Origin of the sequence: Pseudomonas sp. NBRC 111139, from assembly GCF_001753955.1 — a bacterium.
GTDB lineage: Bacteria > Pseudomonadota > Gammaproteobacteria > Pseudomonadales > Pseudomonadaceae > Aquipseudomonas > Aquipseudomonas alloputida.
Map to the genome: position 1 here is coordinate 1 of NZ_BCBP01000092.1, position 19,590 is coordinate 19,590.

The 19,590-nt window shown below is 62.0% G+C and carries 17 protein-coding genes; 5 read left to right on the top strand and 12 right to left on the bottom strand.

Going from position 1 to position 19,590, the window contains the following annotated elements; all coding sequences use genetic code 11:
* Positions 1-51: 51 nt before the first annotated feature.
* From groL to BJQ17_RS27155, 5 genes are all read right to left on the bottom strand, one after another.
* Positions 52-1,692: a chaperonin GroEL gene (gene groL, locus BJQ17_RS27135; RefSeq protein ID WP_003251907.1), complete on the bottom strand. Its 1,641-nt coding sequence runs from the start codon at positions 1,690-1,692 to the stop codon at positions 52-54.
* Between the two features lie 50 nt (positions 1,693-1,742).
* Entirely contained in the window at positions 1,743-2,036 is a 294-nt protein-coding gene (locus tag BJQ17_RS27140) for a co-chaperone GroES (protein ID WP_003251905.1), read from the bottom strand.
* A gap of 242 nt (positions 2,037-2,278) precedes the next feature.
* A complete protein-coding gene (locus tag BJQ17_RS27145) occupies positions 2,279-2,740 on the bottom strand; it encodes an FxsA family protein (RefSeq protein WP_003251903.1) in 462 nt (153 codons plus the stop codon).
* Positions 2,741-2,805: 65 nt separating this feature from the next.
* On the bottom strand, positions 2,806-3,537 hold the full coding sequence (locus BJQ17_RS27150; RefSeq protein ID WP_019752481.1) for a HugZ family protein: 732 nt from the start codon (positions 3,535-3,537) through the stop codon (positions 2,806-2,808).
* A gap of 82 nt (positions 3,538-3,619) precedes the next feature.
* Positions 3,620-4,630, bottom strand: coding sequence for a DUF481 domain-containing protein (locus BJQ17_RS27155; protein WP_012053643.1), 1,011 nt, complete (start codon positions 4,628-4,630; stop codon positions 3,620-3,622).
* A 164-nt stretch (positions 4,631-4,794) separates the two neighbouring features.
* On the opposite strand from BJQ17_RS27155, the gene BJQ17_RS27160 reads away from it, so the two are divergent.
* Together BJQ17_RS27160 and BJQ17_RS27165 are read left to right on the top strand one after the other, a co-directional pair.
* Positions 4,795-5,148, top strand: a complete 354-nt coding sequence (locus BJQ17_RS27160) for an MGMT family protein (protein ID WP_003251897.1) — start codon at positions 4,795-4,797, stop codon at positions 5,146-5,148.
* 43 nt (positions 5,149-5,191) lie between these two features.
* A complete protein-coding gene (locus BJQ17_RS27165) occupies positions 5,192-6,739 on the top strand; it encodes an AmpG family muropeptide MFS transporter (RefSeq protein ID WP_003251896.1) in 1,548 nt (515 codons plus the stop codon).
* A gap of 113 nt (positions 6,740-6,852) precedes the next feature.
* On the opposite strand, the gene BJQ17_RS27170 is transcribed toward BJQ17_RS27165, so the two are convergent.
* The 3 genes from BJQ17_RS27170 to BJQ17_RS27180 all read right to left on the bottom strand — a co-directional run bounded on the left by BJQ17_RS27170 (position 6,853) and on the right by BJQ17_RS27180 (position 9,752).
* A complete protein-coding gene (locus BJQ17_RS27170; protein WP_004575129.1) occupies positions 6,853-8,097 on the bottom strand; it encodes an MFS transporter in 1,245 nt (414 codons plus the stop codon).
* Between the two features lie 210 nt (positions 8,098-8,307).
* On the bottom strand, positions 8,308-9,150 hold the full coding sequence (locus tag BJQ17_RS27175) for a mechanosensitive ion channel family protein (RefSeq protein WP_003251892.1): 843 nt from the start codon (positions 9,148-9,150) through the stop codon (positions 8,308-8,310).
* Positions 9,151-9,266: 116 nt separating this feature from the next.
* Positions 9,267-9,752 carry a YajQ family cyclic di-GMP-binding protein gene (locus BJQ17_RS27180; RefSeq protein ID WP_003251890.1) on the bottom strand — a complete coding sequence of 162 codons (486 nt, stop codon included), beginning with the start codon at positions 9,750-9,752 and terminating at the stop codon, positions 9,267-9,269.
* Between the two features lie 100 nt (positions 9,753-9,852).
* Here BJQ17_RS27180 and BJQ17_RS27185 point away from each other — a divergent pair, with 100 nt between their 5' ends.
* From BJQ17_RS27185 to BJQ17_RS27195, 3 genes are read left to right on the top strand one after another with little or no spacing between them, the layout of a single operon-like run.
* Complete coding sequence (locus BJQ17_RS27185) at positions 9,853-10,770, top strand: putative 2-dehydropantoate 2-reductase (protein ID WP_003251888.1); 918 nt, start codon at positions 9,853-9,855, stop codon at positions 10,768-10,770.
* 37 nt (positions 10,771-10,807) lie between these two features.
* Positions 10,808-12,838: an ATP-binding protein gene (locus BJQ17_RS27190; protein ID WP_070096882.1), complete on the top strand. Its 2,031-nt coding sequence runs from the start codon at positions 10,808-10,810 to the stop codon at positions 12,836-12,838.
* A 1-nt stretch (position 12,839) separates the two neighbouring features.
* The gene (locus BJQ17_RS27195; RefSeq protein WP_004575125.1) at positions 12,840-13,406 is read left to right on the top strand and encodes a cob(I)yrinic acid a,c-diamide adenosyltransferase; all 567 of its coding nucleotides are present in this window, start codon (positions 12,840-12,842) and stop codon (positions 13,404-13,406) included.
* A gap of 77 nt (positions 13,407-13,483) precedes the next feature.
* Here the strand turns inward: BJQ17_RS27195 and BJQ17_RS27200 are convergent, their stop codons facing one another.
* The 4 genes from BJQ17_RS27200 to secA form a co-directional block, all read right to left on the bottom strand.
* Entirely contained in the window at positions 13,484-14,428 is a 945-nt protein-coding gene (locus BJQ17_RS27200) for a Nudix family hydrolase (RefSeq protein ID WP_003251883.1), read from the bottom strand.
* Positions 14,425-15,057 (bottom strand): glutathione S-transferase family protein, encoded by a 633-nt coding sequence (locus BJQ17_RS27205; protein ID WP_003251882.1) that lies wholly within the window; start codon positions 15,055-15,057, stop codon positions 14,425-14,427. The genes BJQ17_RS27200 and BJQ17_RS27205 overlap by 4 nt, the downstream gene beginning before the upstream one ends.
* Before the next feature lie 155 nt (positions 15,058-15,212).
* Positions 15,213-16,430, bottom strand: coding sequence for a bifunctional glutamate N-acetyltransferase/amino-acid acetyltransferase ArgJ (gene argJ, locus BJQ17_RS27210; protein WP_003251879.1), 1,218 nt, complete (start codon positions 16,428-16,430; stop codon positions 15,213-15,215).
* Positions 16,431-16,612: 182 nt separating this feature from the next.
* Positions 16,613-19,348, bottom strand: a complete 2,736-nt coding sequence (gene secA, locus BJQ17_RS27215) for a preprotein translocase subunit SecA (RefSeq protein ID WP_003251877.1) — start codon at positions 19,346-19,348, stop codon at positions 16,613-16,615.
* Positions 19,349-19,590 lie beyond the last annotated feature (242 nt).

Consider the following 19,590-nt stretch of genomic DNA (forward strand, 5'->3'; position numbering starts at 1 on the left):
CCCCGGTTCTCGCGAACCGGGGCTTTTTAATGGTGCGGGGGGAAGGCTGGCTTACATCATGCCGCCCATGCCACCCATGCCGCCCATATCAGGCATGCCAGCAGCTGGCTTGTCTTCCGGCAGGTCGGCAACCATGGCTTCGGTGGTGATCATCAGACCGCCGATCGAAGCAGCAGCTTGCAGCGCCGAGCGAGTAACCTTGGCTGGGTCCAGGATACCCATCTCGATCATGTCGCCGTATTCACCGGTAGCGGCGTTGTAGCCGAAGTTGCCCGAACCTTGCTTGACCTTGTCAGCAACCACGCTTGGCTCATCACCGGCGTTGGCAGTGATCTGGCGCAGCGGGGATTCAACAGCGCGACGCAGCAGCGCGATACCGACGTTCTGGTCTTCGTTGTCGCCTTTCAGGTCGACGATGGCCGCCAGGGCGCGAACCAGGGCAACACCACCGCCAGGCACCACGCCTTCTTCAACGGCTGCACGGGTAGCGTGCAGGGCGTCTTCAACGCGGGCTTTCTTCTCTTTCATTTCAACTTCAGTGCCGGCACCCACCTTGATCACGGCAACACCGCCAGCCAGCTTGGCCAGACGCTCTTGCAGCTTCTCACGGTCGTAGTCCGAGGAAGTTTCTTCGATCTGGGCACGGATCTGCTTGACGCGTGCTTCGATCTCGGTGTCAGCGCCAGCACCGTCGATGATGGTGGTGTTTTCCTTGGACAGGATGACGCGCTTGGCGTTACCCAGGTGCTCCAGGGTAGCGGTTTCCAGGGACAGGCCGATTTCTTCGGAGATGACCTGGCCGCCAGTCAGGACGGCGATGTCCTGCAGCATGGCCTTGCGGCGATCGCCGAAGCCTGGAGCCTTGACTGCAGCAACCTTGACGATGCCGCGCATGTTGTTGACTACCAGGGTAGCCAGCGCTTCACCTTCAACGTCTTCGGCAACGATCAACAGTGGGCGGCCGGCCTTGGCAACGGCTTCCAGAACTGGCAGCAGCTCACGGATGTTGGAGATTTTCTTGTCGACCAGCAGCAGCAGCGGGCCTTCCAGCTCGGCAACCATGGTGTCCGGCTTGTTCACGAAGTACGGCGACAGGTAGCCGCGGTCGAACTGCATGCCTTCTACGACGGACAGTTCGTTTTCCAGGCCCGAGCCTTCTTCAACGGTGATCACGCCTTCTTTACCGACTTTTTCCATGGCTTCGGCGATGATTTCACCGATGGAGTTGTCGGAGTTGGCAGAGATGGTACCTACCTGGGCGATGGCCTTGGAGTCGGCGCATGGCTTGGACAGGTTCTTCAGCTCGGCAACAACGGCAGCAGTGGCCTTGTCGATACCGCGCTTCAGGTCCATCGGGTTCATGCCGGCAGCGACGGCTTTCAGGCCTTCGTTGACGATGGCCTGAGCCAGAACGGTAGCGGTGGTGGTGCCGTCACCGGCAGCGTCGTTGGCCTTGGAAGCAACTTCCTTGACCAGCTGGGCGCCCATGTTTTCGAAAGCGTCTTTCAGCTCGATTTCTTTGGCGACGGAAACGCCGTCCTTGGTGATGGTCGGCGCGCCGAAGCTCTTGGCCAGTACCACGTTACGGCCTTTCGGGCCCAGGGTCGCTTTTACCGCGTCAGCCAGAACGTTGACACCAACCAGCATTTTCTTACGGGCGGAATCACCAAATTTTACGTCTTTAGCAGCCATGATCGTTTAATCCTTGAAAAACTTTGGAGTAACGGGAAGTCGGGGGGAAATCAGCCTTCAACAACGGCGAGGATTTCGTTCTCGGCCATGACCAGCAGGTCTTCGCCATCGACTTTCACGGTGTTGCTGCCCGAGTACGGGCCGAAAACCACTTTGTCACCCACTTTCACGGCCAGCGCGCGAACTTCGCCGTTGTCCAGGACGCGACCGGTGCCGACGGCTACAACTTCGCCGCGGTTTGGTTTTTCAGCGGCCGAACCCGGCAGGACGATACCGCCAGCGGTTTTCGATTCTTCTTCGCTGCGACGGATGACTACGCGGTCATGCAGAGGACGAAGTTTCATTGTCGATCTCTCCCAAATTGTGGTTTTCATCGGCCGGTTCGACACCGGCGGTTTTGATGCTGTCCGGCGTTGCCGGGGGCGGCCCGCTGTGAGCGAACCACCTGTGTAATGTCTGGTGTTGCCACCAGAAACCTTGCGGTGACCACATACATGAGGCCGCCACATCCAATTACAAGGCTCGAGATAGAAAAATTTTCATCAGGCCAAAAAAAACCGGGGCCGCTTGCGCGGCCCCGGTCCTTTTACTTGTCGCGGCGCTCGTACTCGCCTTCGATCACGTTCGGGCGGTGGCCGCCATCACGCGGCTGCGCCTGGAAGGGGTCATCCTGGAATGCACGCTGGCGCATGGCCTGGGCCTCGGCACGCTCGCGCATCTTGCGCGCCGCCAGGCGGCGGGTGAATGGCAGCAGGCACAGCACACCCAGCACGTCGCTGATGAAGCCGGGCAGCAACAACAGGCCACCACCCACGGCCAGCATCATGCCCTGGAACATGTCCTCGGCGGGCAATTCACCGCGCTGCAGGCTTTCACGGGCGCGCAATGCAGTCGCCAGGCCGGCCACCCGCATGACCAGTACGCCCAAGGCGGAGCCGGCGATGATCAGCAGCAACGCCGGAAAGAAACCGATTGCCGCGCTGACCTTCACGAAGACGAACAGCTCCAGCACAGGAAAAATCAGAAACAGCAGTAGAAAAGCACGCATCAAGGGTTCCTCGACGGAAGATAACCTTCCAATAAGACCTCACATGGATGCCTGCGCTCCGGATTTCAACCCTCGGCTTGCATCACAAGCGGCCAATGGTCGGCGCGAGCCAGCAAAACCAAGGCCTCGCGGACTTGTGTCGGCGTGTTGCAAGTAGTGGGGAAAGGCAACCAGTGCACGGCCTGGCCGATGCGCAGGTGCATGCCTTCACTGTCTACCCCAACCATCTGCGCCGGTACGTGCCGTGGCAACCCGGTCAACTCGACGTAGTGGGCAATGGCACTGGCGTGATCGCTGTTCATGTGTTCGATCATGCTCCCCTCGGCCTTGCCCGCGAACGGGTTGGCCAAGGTGACATGGTCAAGCCAGTGGATCGCACCGAAGCCGCCGATGTAGCGGTGGCGCACCGGTTGCAGCACCCAGAAATCGAAGTCGTGGGCCTTGTGGTAGTTGGCCGCATCCGGGAAATAGCGGTAATAGCGCTCGGCGGCGGCCTCGATGACGGCCTCGTCGACCAGCTTGTGCGCTTCGGCCATCACCGTCAGGCGCCCTACCGCCTGCACATCCTCAGCCTCGCGCTCACCCACCAACAGCGAACACTTGGGGTCCTTCTGCAGGTTATGGGTGTGCTGGGCAATGCGGCTGATCAGGATCAGCGGGTTGCCCTGGGCGTCCAGGCAGTACGGCACGACCGAACCGAAGGGGTAGCCAGGCATCGACCTGGAATGTGTCGAAAGCACGCCGCGGTATTCCTTGAGCAGCAGTTCCCGGGCGGGGCGGATGGCGTTGGTACTCACTTGAGGGCGGCTCCTGGCGGACGGGTTGGGGACAAGATAAGCATTATCAGCTGCCTGTGCCACTGACCTGCATCCAGACGCCTTACCAGGTAACGCCGAAGCCCGCGGTATAGCGTGTCTTGTCCAGGTCACTTTCACGCGTGCCGGTGATGATGTCCTTCTCCGCCTTGAGGTTCAGCGAGGCCCACTCGGTGACCTTGTAGCGCAGGCCAACCTCGGCATCCAGCGAGTAGTCGGCCACGCCACCCAGCGGCTTGGCGAACTCGCCGTTGGTGAACAGCTGCACGTTCTTGCCGATCAGGTATCGGGTGTAATCCCACTTCACGGCCGCAGAATAGAAATTATCCTTGCCACCATCCTGATATTCGAAGTCAGTACGGTTGATCAGTGAGCCCAGCGAGAACGCGCCCAGCTCATCGTCCCAGAACTGGTAACCCGGGCCGGTACCCACGGTGCGCTGGCGGGCCAGGTCTTCGATGCGATCGCGTTTGTATTCCGCACGCCCCTGCCAGAACCACTTCTCGGTAATGAAGCGGTCCAGCGCGTACTCGGCGCTCCAGTTGTCGGTGGTGGTGACGTCGTCCTTGGTCTCGCGGTTGTACTCACCCTCGGCGTTGTGCCGCCAACGGCCATGACGGGCGGTGGTCTTGAAGCCCACGTCGTAATCGTCGGTGTCGTTCTCGGCGCGCTTGTAGTCCAGCGCTACGTCGACATTGCCTTTCCATACGAAATCCTCGACCAGCGGCTTGGGCTTCATGATCTGCTCGATACTGGCCAGCTCCACCGTCTTCGGTGCCTCGCCATTGGCCAAGGTCACCTTGCCTGGCTCTGCCGCCTTGAGCGACTTGGCTTTCTCTCCGCTGTAGGCGTCCTGCTTGACCAGCATCTCCTGGTCGCTTTCCAGCGTCTGGACCTGTTTCCAGTCCAGGGCGATGGACCCACCATAAGGGGTTTCCAGCAGCAGCTTGCCGCCATCGAATACCTTGATCTTGCCACTTAGCCGGTCACCGTTCTTCATCCACACAGTGTCGGCGAACACCGGAGAGGCACACAGGGAAACAGCAAGAAGGCACAACAAGGATCTAGAATTCATAAACGGGCTTTGTTTGCGGACTATGGGTTCGATTTGACGAAAAAGCCGGGCATTATCCAGATACCCACGACCAGAGCAAGGACAGACCGGGAGTATGCCGTTGAGTTCAACTCTCATTTACCAGACCACCGGTCCGGTTTCATCTGCAGCCCAAGGCGGGCGAGATGTCTGATGGATATGAGCACGCCCTCGATTCGGCCGAGGGCCGACGAACGGCGCTGTATTCAGTACTGGGCCAAGTGCCACCCGGCAAGGTCGTGAGCTATGGCCAACTGGCCGAACTGGCTGGGCTTGGCCGTGCGGCGCGCTGGGTTGGGCGCACCCTGGGGCAGTTGCCTGCAGACACACGCCTGCCTTGGCACCGGGTGCTCGCTGCGGGTGGCCGGCTGAGCCTGGCGCTGGGCACCCCGTCGGGCGATGAACAACGGGCGCGGTTACGCGCAGAAGGTGTGAATGTAAGCAACAATCGTGTGGATATGACGCGCCATGGCTGGCGCCCAATGGAGCACAGCGGTTAGAGTGCGCGCTTTGTTTTCGAAAACTTGAGGCAGATGTTGGCCCATGCCCCGTAAAACCTGGCGCGCTGCGCTTGCTGCCTATGCCAGCCCGTCAACATTGGTACTTTTGCTACTCGGTTTCGCCGCCGGCCTACCCTATATGCTGGTGTTCTCGACCCTGTCGGTATGGTTGCGCGAAGCCGGCGTTGCCCGTGAAACCATCGGTTATGCAAGCCTGATTGGCTTGGCCTACGCCTTCAAGTGGGTCTGGTCACCGCTGCTCGACCAATGGCGCTTGCCGCTGCTTGGCGGCCTCGGGCGCCGGCGTTCGTGGCTGCTGTTGTCGCAAGCGCTGGTGGTGATCGGGCTGGTCGGCATGAGCCTGTGCGACCCGCAACAGCATCTCTCCTGGCTGATTGCCATGGCCGTACTGGTGGCTTTCGCCTCGGCTACCCAGGACATTGCAGTCGACGCCTACCGCCTGGAAATCGCTGACGACCAGCGCCAGGCCGCGCTCGCTGCCAGCTACATGGCCGGCTACCGGGTGGCTGCCTTGCTCGCCACGGCCGGTGCCCTGTTCTTCGCCGAGTGGTTCGGCTCTACCGGCTTCAGCTACCTGCACAAGGCCTGGGCCGGCACTTACGTGATGTTCGGGGTGATGATGCTGCCCGCCCTGTTCACCACGTTGGTCATGCGCGAACCGCCAGTGCCCATGCGCACCCAACTGTCGGCAGCGCGCTACGGGCTGGTGCACCAGATGGCTTCGGTGTTCGTGCTGATCATCCTGCTGGTCTCGGTACCGGCCAGCTTCACCCAGATGTTCAATACCGGCTGGTCCAGCGTGGTCTCCGGTGATGCCACGCCGCTCGACCTGCTGCTGGAAGACCGCGCCTTCCTGCGCCTGATCCTCTACGTGCTGCTGACCTGGGCCTGCCTGTCGAGCCTCGGCCGTCGCGGCCTGGCCCCCGTGCTGACCCCGATCAACGACTTCATCACCCGCTACCGCTGGCAGGCTCTGCTGCTGCTCGGCCTGATCGCCACCTATCGCATGTCGGACACGGTGATGGGGGTGATGGCCAACGTGTTCTATATCGACATGGGCTTCACCAAGGACCAGATTGCCAGCGTCAGCAAGATCTTCGGCCTGATCATGACCCTGGTCGGCGCCGGGGTTGGCGGCCTGCTGATCGTACGCTTCGGCATCATGCCCATCCTGTTCATTGGCGGCGCGGCCTCTGCCGGCACCAACATCCTGTTCCTGATGTTGGCTGACATGGGGCCGAACCTGGAAATGCTGGTGGTGACCATCTCGCTGGACAACTTCAGCTCCGGCATGGCTACCTCGGCCTTTGTCGCCTACCTGTCCAGCCTGACCAACCTGAAGTTCTCGGCGACCCAGTACGCGCTGCTCAGTTCGATCATGTTGCTGTTGCCGCGGCTGATCGGCGGGTATTCGGGCGTAATTGTGGAGAAGTTCGGCTACCACGACTTCTTCCTGATCACGGCGCTGCTGGGGGTGCCTACGCTGATCCTGATCGCCCTGCAGTGGCATCAGGAAGCCGGGCGGGGAACGCCGGTGGCGGACGACCACTCGGTGGCTGAGCGGCCCTGAAACTTTGTATTGCCTGTGCTGGCCTCTTCGCGGGTAAACCCGCTCCTACAAGGCGGCGCGGCCCTGTGTAGGAGCGGGTTTACCCGCGAAGAGGCCGGCACAGGCAATACCACTTATCCAGCTACAGCCCCTTCCCCAGGCCGCCCCCCCACCACAAACCACAGCGGCCACAGCGCCAACGCCCCCGCCACCCCCGCCGCCAGGGCAAAATGCAGCAAGCTGGCACCGGCGCCAATCATCGCCAGCAGCGCACCGCCGAGCCCCAGCAAGGCAATGGTGATCATCCCCAGCATGGCCGAAACCAACCCCTTGCTCTGCTCACTGGAGAACAGCGTCATGCGGTACAGCACCGCATTGGCCACGCCCAACCCCAGCGCATACAGCGACATGCCAGCCACCACACTGGTCACACTCGGCCAGTACCAGGTCGCCAGCACCATCAGGCACAGGCCCGCCAGGTATGGCCAGAGCGCACCACGCACCAGGGCTGGCAGCGGGTAGCGATCGGCAATGCGGTTGATGATCAGGTTACCGAGGATCAGCCCGCCAAAGACCGGCAACTGCCACAAGGCATACTCCAGGGTACTCAATCCCTCATCGTGAATCAGCAGCACCGGCGACAGGCCAATCCAGCCAATCAGCGGCAAGCCGACCAACCCAAGGGCGGCGCTGCCTGCAACGAAGCGGCGGTTGCCCAGCAGTTGGCCATAGCCCGCCAACAGTGGCAGCAGGTGAATCGGCGTGAACGCCAGCCGCGAGCCGTCACGGCGCTCCACGCCCAGGGTTTCCGGCATCAGCCGGTACAACAGCAGCCAGGCCAGCACCGCGCCGATGGCGAACGCCACGAACAGCCAGCGCCAGTCCAGCCATTGCAGCAGCAAGGTGCCCACCAGCGGCCCGAGCAGGGGCGACAGCAAGGCGATGTTGGCCAGCAGGGCCATCATGCGTACAGCATCAGCTTCGCTGAAAGCCTCGTTCAGGGCCGGGTAGCTGACCGTGACCACAAAGCCCAGGCCAATGCCCTGCAACAGGCGCAACAGGTTGAACAGGCCGATGTCCTGGACCCAGAAGGTGGCCAGGCAGGCCAGGCCAAAGAATGCGCAACCGACCAGCAGCAGCGGGCGCCGTCCATAACGGTCGGCCAACGGGCCGATCAGCCATTGCAGTACTACGCCGCCCAGCAGGTACAGGTTGAGGGCATGGGGTATGTATTCGGGGCTGGCATCGAGGTCACTGACCACGACCGGCATGGCCGGCATGACCGCGTCGCTGGCCAGGTAGGTCAGCAGTTCGAACAGGGCCAAGGTCAGGCCGAACAGCAAGGCACGCAGAGGGGTGACATACAGCAGTGGTTTCATGATGGCGTATCGGGTGTGGCAGGCGGGATCACGCTATATGCCAGAAATTGTTGGAAATTGCTGTGAGCAAGTGTAATCAGGGTAGGAAAAAGCTGGGGCCGCTTTGCGCCCCTTCGCGGGCAAGCCCGCCCCTACGAGGACATGCGTGTCCTGTGTAGGAGCGGGCTTGCCCGCGAAGAGGCGCAAAGCGGCCCCGGCTTCAACGCGGAATTACTGCGTTGCAGTCTCCTGCACCACGCGAATAACCCGCTGCGGAAACGGAATATCGATCCCTTCGGCCTTCAACCGGTCACGCGCATACTCGTTGAGCATGAACATCACGTCCCAGTAATCGGAGGTCTTGGTCCACAAGCGCAGCGATACGGTGATCGAGCTGTCGCCCAGCGTCGACACGACCGCCTGCGGTGCCGGGTCTTGCAGAACACGCGGGTCCTTTGCCAGCTCCAGCAACACATTGCGGGCCTTCTGCAGGTCGGCCTCGTAGTCAACGCCCACATCGAACACCACCTTGCGCGTCGGCTGGCGGTTGGTGTTGGTAATGATGCCGTTGGACAGGCTGCCATTGGGCATGATGACCGTCTTGTTGTCACCGGTGCGCAGCACGGTGTGGAAGATCTGGATACTGTCGACGGTGCCGGCAACGCCCTGCGCCTCGATCCAGTCACCGATACGGAACGGGCGGAACATCAGAATCAGCACACCACCGGCGAAGTTCGCCAGGCTGCCCTGCAAGGCAAGGCCGATGGCCAGGCCTGCGGCACCGATGGCGGCGACGAACGAGGTGGTCTCGATGCCGATCATCGAGGCTACGCTGACCAACAGCAGCACCTTCAGCACGATGTTCGCCAGGGTGCTGATGAAGCCCTGCAGCGCCAGGTCGGCGTTGCGCAGGCCAACCAGCTTGCCGAGGCGGGCGCTGACCTTGTTGATGATCCACCAGCCAACCGCCAAGGTCAGCAGTGCCAGCAGCACACGGCTGCCGTATTCCATGATCAAAGGGATCCACGTCTGGGATTGGCGGACGAGCTGGTCGACCTCAGCGTTCAAATCCATATTCATCTCCTGATGCCGAGCGGCAAGTACACGGTAGAACAGGCCGCGCGTGTTATTACGCAACCCCGGCCCCCATGGACATCATTTGGCCATCGGGGTTCCGGGCCACCCCCACATCAGTCGCGGAAGTTGTTGAACTGCAGCGGCATGTCGAATTCCTTGGTGCGCAGCAGGGCAATGGCTTCCTGCAGATCGTCACGTTTCTTGCCGGTTACCCGTACCTGCTCACCCTGGATGGCGGCCTGTACTTTCAGCTTGCCATCCTTGATGGTGGCAACGATCTTTTTTGCCAGGTCCTTGTCGATGCCTTCGCGGAACTTGGCTTCCTGTTTCTTTTCCTTGCCTGAGGCGTAGGGGTCCTTGGTTTCCAGGCACTTCACGTCGATCTTGCGCTTGACCAGTGCAAGGCGCAGGATCTCCAGCATCGCCTCGAGCTGGAACTCTTCCTCAGCAGTGAGCATCACGGTCTGCTCTTTGTCCTTGAACTCGAAGGTGCCTTTGCCCTTGAGGTCGTAGCGGCGGTCCAGTTCCTTGATGGCGTTGTCGACCGCGTTCTGCACTTCGTGCTTGTCCAGTTCCGATACCACGTCGAACGAAGGCATGGTTGTTCTCCCAAAATAAAAGCGCGCTCAGGCTGAAGATGGAGCGCGCTGGGTTTGAAGGTTAAAATGCGGGCTCATTATAACGGGTTGCGAAACGCATATGAGCAGCACCTGGCATATTCTCGGCGCCGGTAGCCTTGGCAGTCTGTGGGCCTGCCGGCTGGCACGCGCCGGCAAGGCTGTGCGCCTGATCCTGCGTGACGGGCAACGGCTGCAGGCCTATCAGCAGGCCGGTGGCCTGACCCTGGTCGAGCAGGACCAAACCCGGCGCTACGCCATACCGGCCGAAACGGCGCAAGCGCAAGGCCCGATTCACCGGCTGCTGGTGGCCTGCAAGGCCTATGACGCTGCCCCGGCGATTGCCGGTCTAGCACCTCGGCTGGCCGAGAGCGCCGAAGTGCTGCTGTTGCAGAATGGCCTGGGCAGCCAGGATGAAGTCGCCGACCTGGTGCCGCACGCTCGCTGCATCTTCGCCTCCAGCACCGAAGGCGCCTTCCGCGAGGGGGACTGGCAAGTGCGTTTTGCCGGCCATGGCTTCAACTGGCTAGGCGACCCACGAAGCCCCCTGCTCCCCGCCTGGTTCGATGACCTGCACGAGGCCGGTATCCCCGCTGAGTGGACAGTAGACATACTGACCCGCCTGTGGCGCAAGTTGGCGCTCAATTGCGCCATCAACCCGCTGACCGTACTTCACGATTGCCAGAATGGCGGGCTGCTGGGGCACCTGGGTGAAGTGCAAGCCCTGTGCGTCGAACTGGCCCGACTGCTGCGCCGTTGCGGCCAGCCGCAAGCAGCCGAGGGGCTGGACGAAGAAGTTCAGCGGGTAATCCTCGCCACCGCAGCCAACTACTCTTCCATGTACCAGGACGTGCATGCAGGACGGCGCACCGAGTTGCACTACCTGCTCGGCCATGCTTGCCGCGCTGCGGGCCGTCATGGCCTGCAACTGCCGCAGCTGGAACACCTGCTGCAGCGCTTGGTCGAAAACCTGCGCGTGCGTGGCTTGCCTTGCGACTGACGCGGCCCTTCCACCGGATACGGACATTGCCTTGCCCATGACCTTGCGCCAACGCCTGGAAAACCTCCCGGTCGGGCAGAAGCTGCTGGCGGCCCTGCTGGTTTTGCTGGTGACCATCTTGCTGATGGCCAACCTCACCTTCATCAGCGCCGCCTACTGGATCACCCAGGAAAGCATGGCGCCGCAGGCTATGCACACCATCGGCCGGCTGGTGGCCAATCCACAGCTTGCAGCCCGCGCCGGCGACACACCGGACACGGCCCGTGCCCTGCTCAAGGAACTGGACAGTTACACTCCGCTTCGCGCCGCCGCCATCTACGGTGGCGATGGCCGAATGCTGGCGCAGTTGCAACATGGCGAGCCGCTGGCCCTGCCCAAGCGTTTTCGCAACATCGACGGCTGGCGCCTGATGGAGTTTCGCAGCACTCAGTTGATCCGCATCCCCCGCGATGCCAACCCACCGGCACATTTGCTGCTGGTAGCCAGCAGCGAACTGCCCACGGCCTTCTACACCGGCACACTCAGCGCCAGCCTGGGCATCCTGGTGTTCAGTGTCCTGCTATGGATCGTCATCGCCTGGCAGATCAAACGCCTGATCACCCAGCCGATCAACCAGCTTGAGGAGCTCAGCCGCCAGGTTACCCGCGAAGAGAGCTACGCCTTGCGTGCCCAGCGCGGCAATGACGATGAAATCGGCAGCCTGGCCGAGGCCTTCAACACCATGCTGTCGCGCATCGAGGCCCGCGAGCAGCAGCTCAAGAGCGCCCGCGATGAGTTCCAGAGTGCCTACGACCAGGCTCAGGGCCTTGCCGAAGAAACCCGCCACACCAACCGCAAGCTGGAACTGGAAGTACAGGTACGCAGCAAGATCGAGAAAAAGCTCACCGGTTTTCAGAACTACCTCAACAGCATCATCGACTCGATGCCCTCGGCACTGATCGCCCTCGACGAACAGCTCTACGTGACCCAATGGAACCACGAAGCCACGGTGCTTTCCGGCACGCCACTGGACGAGGCACTCAACCAGCCGGTGTTCATTGCGTTCGAGCCGCTGAAGCCGTTCCTCCCGCAACTGAAGGAAACCGTGGAAAAACATCGAGTGGCGAAGATCGAGCGGGTAACCTGGCCCAAGGGCGACGACCTGCGCCACTACGCCCTGACCTTCTACCCACTGACGGGCGGCGGCGGGCGCGGCGTGGTCATTCGTATCGACGACATCACCCAGCGTCTGTCATTGGAAGAGATGATGGTGCAGTCAGAAAAGATGCTCTCGGTCGGGGGGCTGGCTGCCGGCATGGCGCACGAAATCAACAACCCGCTGGGCGCTATCCTGCACAACGTGCAGAACATTCGCCGGCGCCTGTCGTCCGACCTGCCGCGCAACCAGGAACAGGCCGAAGAGCTGGGCATCGACCTGGCCACGATCAACCGCTACCTGGACAGCCGCGAGGTGCCGCAACTGCTCGACGGCATTCAGCAGGCCGGTGCCCGGGCGGCGAAGATCGTCACCCACATGCTCAGCTTCAGCCGCCGCAGCAACCGCCAGCTGGTGCCATGCGAGCTGCCGGCACTGATCGATCAGGCGCTTGAAATTGCCGGCAATGACTTCGATCTGGCCATTGGCTTCGACTTCAAGGGGCAAGCCATCGTGCGCCAGTTCGACCCCGACCTGGGGCCGGTGCCATGCACCGCCAACGAGCTGGAACAAGTACTGCTCAACTTGCTGAAGAACGCAGCCCAGGCCATCCACCAACGCCCGCAACCCAGTGAGCCCGGACGCATCACACTGCGCACCCGGCTAAACCCGCCATGGGCGGAAATCCAGGTCGAAGACAACGGCGTCGGCATGCCCGAGGCGGTGCGCAAGCGCACCTTCGAGCCGTTCTTCACCACCAAGGAAATCGGCCAGGGTACCGGGCTGGGCCTGTCGGTCTCTTACTTCATCATCACCAACAACCACAAGGGGCAGATGGAAGTGCAATCCACGCCAGGCCAAGGCACCTGCTTTACCCTACGCCTGCCCCTCACCCAGCCGGCAGCGGCGGTGCCGGCCAGAACGGAGCAATGACATGGGCTACCGCCTTTCGAAGATCTATACCCGCACCGGCGACAAAGGCGAAACCGGCCTGGGCGACGGCCGTCGGGTGCCCAAGGACCACCCGCGGATCGAAGCGATTGGCGAGGTGGACAGCCTGAACAGCCAGTTGGGGTTGCTGCTGGCGGGGCTCGCCGAGCATGGGCTGAATGAAGTGACCACAGTGCTGGCGCCGTGTCAGCACCGCTTGTTCGACCTGGGTGGCGAGCTGGCGATGCCCAGTTACCAGGCATTGACCCTGGCGGAAGTGGAACGCCTGGAGGCGGCCATCGATGTGTGGAACGAAGAGCTGGGGCCGCTGAAAAACTTCATTCTGCCCAGTGGTTCGGCGCTGGTGGCGCAGGCGCACGTGTGCCGCAGTCTGGCGCGCAGTGCAGAGCGCCGGTGCCAGCAGTTGAATGCCATGGAGCCGCTCGAAGGCGTTGGTTTGGCGTATATCAACCGGCTTTCCGATCTATTGTTCGTGGCGGCGCGGATCATCGGGCGGCGCCAGGGGGTGGCTGAGGTTTTGTGGCAGCCCGCCGAGAAACCCAAAGGCTGATACTTCTGGGGCTGCTTTGCAGCCCATTCGCGGGCTTGCCCGCGAATGGCCCCGCAGCGGCCCCTGTTACAAGGGACTCAAACCTCGGGCCAGAACGCCCGGATCCCGGCTACACCCTGTGCCCCGGCTTCCCAGGCCTGCTCGCGCTCACCTGGCCCTACCCCACCCAGCAGGTAAACCGGCTTGTTGAACCCGGCAATTAACCGCTGCGCCTCATCCCATCCCAACGGCACCGCCTCTGGGTGAGTCTGGGTCGCCTGCACTGGCGACAGGGTGACAAAGTCCACGCCCATCTGCTCAGCCAGCGCCAGCTCTTCGGCACTGTGGCAGGATGCCGCCAACCAGCGCTCCTTTGGGAACGGCCGGCCCCTGGCGGCATACTTGCGCAGCTGCGCGGCCGTCAGGTGCCAACCGGCCGCCGGGAAATCACCCAGCCACTCCAGTGGCCCTTTAAGCATCAGCTGCGCCTTGCCCGCACACAGCCCGACCGCATCCACCGCCACGTCGCGGTACTTGGGGTCGTACATGTCCGGGGCACGCAACTGGATCAGGCGAATACCATTGGCCACCGCCTTCTGGATGCCCTTGAGCATTTGCGGCACTTCCAGGCCGTCCGGGGTGATCAGGTACTGGTCCGGCAGGCGCGCAGCGGCGACGATCGGCTTGTTGGCCTCGGGGAATTCGTACTGCGGCAAATCGCGCGGGGCAACCCACTCCAGCGGCTGGCCTTCGGCACCATGGGGTTCGCCAGTGAACGCTTCGACCTCGCGCACGTCCAGCAGCACTTGCTTGTCCGGGTAGTCATGGCTGACCTTGATCAGCGCACGCGAATGGCTTACCTCGATGCCCAGCTCCTCGCGCAACTCGCGGGCAAGCGCCGCTTCGACGCTTTCGCCTTCTTCCACCTTGCCACCGGGGAACTCCCACAAGCCGCCCTGGTGCTGGGTATCGGCACGACGTGCGATCAGAATACGGCCATCAGCGCCGCGAATCACGGCAGCTACTACATGAATCCGTTTCACGCTTCACGCTCCTCCAGGCCTGCCTGTTGCCATGCCTGGAAGGCTGGCCATTGATAAATGGTCTCGATGTAGGCTGCCGCCTCGGCGGGGACTTCTACGCGGTAGGTGCGCAGGCGCACGGCCACCGGGGCAAAGAAGGCATCGGCCAGGCTTGCCTTGCCGAACAGGAACGGGCCGCTGTCCTTGGCCACCAGACGGCATTCGGACCACAGCGCAACGATACGGTCGATGTCGATTTGCACGTCCAGCGGCACGCTGTCCAGCGCCTGGTCGCGCGACAAGTCGAACGGCATGGCGCCGCGCAGGGCAAAGAAGCCGCTATGCATCTGCGCACAGGCCGAACGGGCCTGGGCACGCGCCGCCACATCGGCAGGCCACAGCTGGGCTTCGGGGTGGCGTTCGTTGAGGTATTCGGCAATGGCCAGCGAGTCAGCGATCACACCGTGCTCGCTCTTGAGCAGCGGCACCTTGCCGGTGGAGGAGAAAGCGAGGATGCGCTGGCGGGTATCAGGCTGGTTCAGCTTGATCAGGGTTTCTTCGTAGGGCACGCCAGCCAGCTCGAGGGCCAGGGCGCCACGCAGCGACCAGGAGGAGTACAGCTTGTCGCCGATGATCAGGTGATAGCTCATGGTTCGGCTCCATCAGGTTTGTATTGCAAAACCCGCAGGCCGCTGCGCGGCCTTTCGCGGGCAAGCCCGCTCCCACAGGGACCGCACCGCTCCTGCAGGCATTGCAACACCTGTGGGAGCGGGCGTGCCCGCGAAGAGGCCTTCGGATCAGTAGATCAGGTACGGTACTCGGCGTTGATCTTCACGTACTCGTGGGACAGGTCGGTCGTCCAGATGGTTTCGCTGCACTGGCCACGGCCCAGTTCGATTCGGATGGTGATCTCTTCCTGGGCCATCACTGCCGAACCCTGCGCTTCGGTATAGCTCGGGCTGCGGCCGCCTTTGCTCGCAATGCAAACGCTGTCCAGGTAAACATCGATCAGGCTCACATCCAGCTCCGGTACACCGGCACGGCCTACGGCAGCGAGGATACGGCCCCAGTTCGGGTCGGAAGCGAACAGCGCGGTCTTGATCAGCGGCGAGTGGGCCACGGCGTAGCCGACGTCCAGACACTCCTGGTGGTTACCACCACCGTTGACTTGCACGGTCACGAACTTGGTCGCGCCTTCGCCGTCACGGACGATGGCCTGGGCCACTTCCATGCACACTTCGAACACGGCCTTTTTCAGCGCTTCGAAGAGCGCGCCGCTGGCTTCAGTCACTTCCGGCAGGTCGGCCTTGCCGGTAGCGATCAACATGCAGCAATCGTTGGTCGAAGTATCACCATCGATCGTGATGCGGTTGAACGACTTGTTGGCGCCGTCCAGCATCAGGTCCTTGAGGACGCTTGGCGCCACCTTGGCGTCGGTGGCGATGTAGCCCAGCATGGTCGCCATGTTCGGGCGGATCATGCCTGCACCCTTGCTGATACCGGTGACGGTAACGGTCACGCCATCGTGCTGGAACTGGCGGCTGGCCCCTTTGGGCAGGGTGTCGGTGGTCATGATGCCGGTAGCGGCCTCAGCCCAGTTGTTCTCCGACAGGTTGTCGAGGGCGGCCTGCAGCGCGCCTTCGATCTTTTCGACCGGCAGCGGCTCGCCAATCACGCCGGTGGAGAACGGCAGTACCGACTCTGCCGGTACGCCAGCCAGTTCGGCCAGCTTGGCGCAGGTGCGCTCGGCGGCGGCCAGGCCTGGCGCGCCGGTGCCAGCATTGGCGTTACCCGTGTTGGTCAGCAGGTAGCGCACGGTGCCCTGTACACGCTGCTTGGACAGGATCACCGGCGCTGCGCAGAAGGCGTTGAGGGTGAACACGCCAGCCACGCTGGAGCCTTCGGCACAGCGCATGACCACCACATCCTTGCGCCCCGGGCGCTTGATACCGGCAGAAGCGATACCGAGTTCAAAACCCGGAACCGGGTGCAGGGTGGGCAAAGGACCAAGACCAACAGCCATTAGAGCGCTCCTAGAAAAAACGATGATGTCGAAAAAGGGGCCGCTTCGCGCCCCATCGCGACACAAGGCCGCCCCCACAAGGATCGCGCCCGTTCATGGACGAGCGCGGTACCTGTGGGAGCGGCCTTGTGTCGCGAAAGGGCCGCAAAGCGGCCCCAGGCTTGTACAACGTAAGGTTCAGATCACTCGATCTGACCATGGCAATGCTTGAACTTCTTGCCCGAACCACACCAGCACGGCTCGTTGCGGCCCAGCTTCTGGTCATTGCGTACTGGCGCCGAGGCTACCGCTACTTCGGCACCCTCCTCGCTCAATTGCTCACTTTCCAGGCCCGGTGCAGCGGCGTGCTGGAATTGCATGCGACTCGCCAGCTCTTCGGCCTCGCGGCGCAGGCGGGCTTCTTCTTCGGCCGGGTCTTCGCGGCGAACCTGTACGTGCGACAGCACGCGGATGGTGTCGCGCTTGATCGACTCCAACAGCTCCTGGAACAGGCTGAACGACTCGCGCTTGTACTCTTGCTTCGGGTTCTTCTGCGCATAACCACGCAGGTGAATACCGTGACGCAGGTGGTCCATGGTCGACAGGTGGTCTTTCCACAGGTCGTCCAGTACGCGCAGCAGAATCTGCTTCTCGAAGGTTCGCAGGGCGTCGAGACCGGCCTGGTCTTCCTTCTCGGTGTAGGCAGTGGTGATCTCGTTCAGCAGCTTCTCGCGCAAGGTCTCTTCGTAGAGGTGATCGTCCTCGTCGAGCCATTGCTGAATCGGCAACTTGATGGCGAAATCGCTGGCCAGCGAAGCCTCCAGGCCGGCTACGTCCCACTGCTCTGGCAGCGACTGCGGCGGAATGTGCTGGCTGATGGTAGCGTCCAGTACTTCCTTGCGGAATTCGACGATGGTGTCGCCAATGTTCTCGGCGGCCAGCAGGCTGTTGCGCATGTGGTAGATCACCTTGCGCTGCTCGTTGGCGACGTCGTCATATTCGAGCAATTGCTTACGAATGTCGAAGTTGCGGCCTTCGACCTTGCGCTGGGCTTTCTCGATAGCGTTGGTGACCATGCGGTGCTCGATGGCCTCGCCCGACTGCATGCCCAGTGCCTTCATGAAGTTCTTCACCCGGTCAGAGGCGAAGATGCGCATCAGGCTGTCTTCCAGCGACAGGTAGAAGCGGCTGGAACCTGGGTCGCCCTGACGACCGGAGCGGCCACGCAGCTGGTTGTCGATACGGCGCGATTCGTGGCGCTCGGAAGCGATTACATGCAGGCCACCCGTCTCGATCACTTGCTGGTGACGCTTCTGCCAGTCGGCCTTGATCTGGGCGATCTGCTCGGCTGTCGGGTTTTCCAGGGCAGCCACTTCGGCTTCCCAGTTACCGCCCAGCAGGATGTCGGTACCACGGCCAGCCATGTTGGTGGCGATGGTCAGTGCACCTGGCGCGCCTGCTTGCGCGATGATCTCGGCTTCCTTCTCGTGATACTTGGCGTTGAGCACCTTGTGGTCGATCCCTTCCTTTTTCAGGAGGTTGGACATGTGCTCGGAAGTTTCAATGGTCGCGGTACCTACCAGCACCGGACGGCCCAGCTTCATGCTTTCCTTGATGTCGGCGATGATCGCGGCGTATTTCTCGTCAGCGGTCAGGTACACCAGGTCGTTGTAGTCCTTACGCGCCAGTGGCTTGTTCGGCGGAATGACCATCACGTTCAGGCCGTAGATCGACTGGAACTCGAATGCTTCGGTGTCGGCGGTACCGGTCATGCCGGACAGCTTGGTGTACAGGCGGAAGTAGTTCTGGAAGGTGGTCGAAGCCAGGGTCTGGCTCTCGGCCTGGATGTTCAGGTTCTCTTTGGCCTCGATGGCCTGGTGCAGGCCCTCGGACAGGCGACGGCCCGGCATGGTACGGCCGGTGTGTTCGTCGATCAGCAGAACCTGACCGTCCTGGACGATGTACTCGACGTTGCGGTGGAACAGCTTGTGTGCACGAAGACCGGCGTAGACGTGTGTCAGCAAGCCCAGGTTGTGCGCGGAGTACAGGCTCTCGCCCTCAGCCAGCAGGCCCGCCTGGGCCAGCATCTCTTCGATGAACTGGTGACCGGCTTCGTTCAGCTCCACCTGGCGACTCTTCTCGTCGATGGTGAAGTGGCCTTCCTGGGTGACCTGGCCTTCGACCTCTTCGATGTGCTGGGTGAGGCGCGGGATCAGGCGGTTGATCTCGATGTACAGCTTGGAGCTGTCCTCGGCCTGACCGGAAATGATCAGCGGGGTACGCGCTTCGTCGATGAGGATGGAGTCGACTTCGTCGATCACGGCGAAGTTCAGTTCACGCTGGAACTTCTCGTCCTGGCTGAACGCCATGTTGTCGCGCAGGTAGTCGAACCCGAATTCGTTGTTGGTGCCGTAGGTGATGTCGGCTGCATAGGCGGCGCGCTTTTCTTCCGGCGGCTGGAAGGCCGAGACGATACCGACCGACAGACCGAGGAACTCGTACAGCGGGCGCATCCAGTTGGCGTCACGGCGCGCCAGGTAGTCGTTGACGGTGACCACATGCACGCCCTTGCCGGACAATGCGTTGAGGTAGACGGCCAGGGTACCGACCAAGGTCTTGCCTTCACCGGTGCGCATTTCTGCGATCATACCCTCGTGCAGGGTCATGCCGCCGATCAACTGCACATCGAAATGGCGCATGCCCATGACACGCTTGCCGGCCTCACGGGCCACGGCGAAGGCTTCGGGCAGCAATTGGTCCAGTGTCTCGCCTTTGGCCAGGCGTTCCTTGAACTCTGCAGTCTTGCCCCGCAGTTGCTCGTCGGAGAGGGCCACCATCTTCTCTTCGAAGGCATTGACGATACTCACCGTCTTGAGCATGCGTTTGACTTCACGCTCGTTCTTGCTTCCAAAAAGTTTTTTTAACAAAGGCGCAAACATATCGGCAGGATCTTCCACACGTAGGGATGGAGGGCGGCCCCATGAGTCGCCCGTGCAGCCCATAGGCCGCATGCGAACGAGCATTCTACCCGGAAACGATGGTGAGGAAAGTGGTGGATTTCCACGATGCTGATACAGCGTTTTGGCAGGGGCCTGTTTTAGATAGGGGCATTTTCACTGAGTTCAAGGCTTGGCAACATGAAAGCTATCGAGAACCAGTCTTGTCTTTGGCTGCCTGTGCC

Coding starts and splice junctions, on each gene's coding strand:
- BJQ17_RS27155 (WP_012053643.1), bottom strand. CDS start 4,630: ATGAATTCTAGATCCTTGTTGTGCCTTCTTGCTGTTTCCCTGTGTGCC.
- BJQ17_RS27140 (WP_003251905.1), bottom strand. CDS start 2,036: ATGAAACTTCGTCCTCTGCATGACCGCGTAGTCATCCGTCGCAGCGAA.
- BJQ17_RS27145 (WP_003251903.1), bottom strand. CDS start 2,740: ATGCGTGCTTTTCTACTGCTGTTTCTGATTTTTCCTGTGCTGGAGCTG.
- argJ (WP_003251879.1), bottom strand. CDS start 16,430: ATGGCTGTTGGTCTTGGTCCTTTGCCCACCCTGCACCCGGTTCCGGGT.
- BJQ17_RS27205 (WP_003251882.1), bottom strand. CDS start 15,057: ATGAGCTATCACCTGATCATCGGCGACAAGCTGTACTCCTCCTGGTCG.
- BJQ17_RS27170 (WP_004575129.1), bottom strand. CDS start 8,097: ATGAAACCACTGCTGTATGTCACCCCTCTGCGTGCCTTGCTGTTCGGC.
- BJQ17_RS27180 (WP_003251890.1), bottom strand. CDS start 9,752: ATGCCTTCGTTCGACGTGGTATCGGAACTGGACAAGCACGAAGTGCAG.
- BJQ17_RS27185 (WP_003251888.1), top strand. CDS start 9,853: ATGAGCAGCACCTGGCATATTCTCGGCGCCGGTAGCCTTGGCAGTCTG.
- BJQ17_RS27190 (WP_070096882.1), top strand. CDS start 10,808: ATGACCTTGCGCCAACGCCTGGAAAACCTCCCGGTCGGGCAGAAGCTG.
- BJQ17_RS27160 (WP_003251897.1), top strand. CDS start 4,795: ATGTCTGATGGATATGAGCACGCCCTCGATTCGGCCGAGGGCCGACGA.
- groL (WP_003251907.1), bottom strand. CDS start 1,692: ATGGCTGCTAAAGACGTAAAATTTGGTGATTCCGCCCGTAAGAAAATG.
- BJQ17_RS27175 (WP_003251892.1), bottom strand. CDS start 9,150: ATGGATTTGAACGCTGAGGTCGACCAGCTCGTCCGCCAATCCCAGACG.
- BJQ17_RS27165 (WP_003251896.1), top strand. CDS start 5,192: ATGCCCCGTAAAACCTGGCGCGCTGCGCTTGCTGCCTATGCCAGCCCG.
- BJQ17_RS27195 (WP_004575125.1), top strand. CDS start 12,840: ATGGGCTACCGCCTTTCGAAGATCTATACCCGCACCGGCGACAAAGGC.
- secA (WP_003251877.1), bottom strand. CDS start 19,348: ATGTTTGCGCCTTTGTTAAAAAAACTTTTTGGAAGCAAGAACGAGCGT.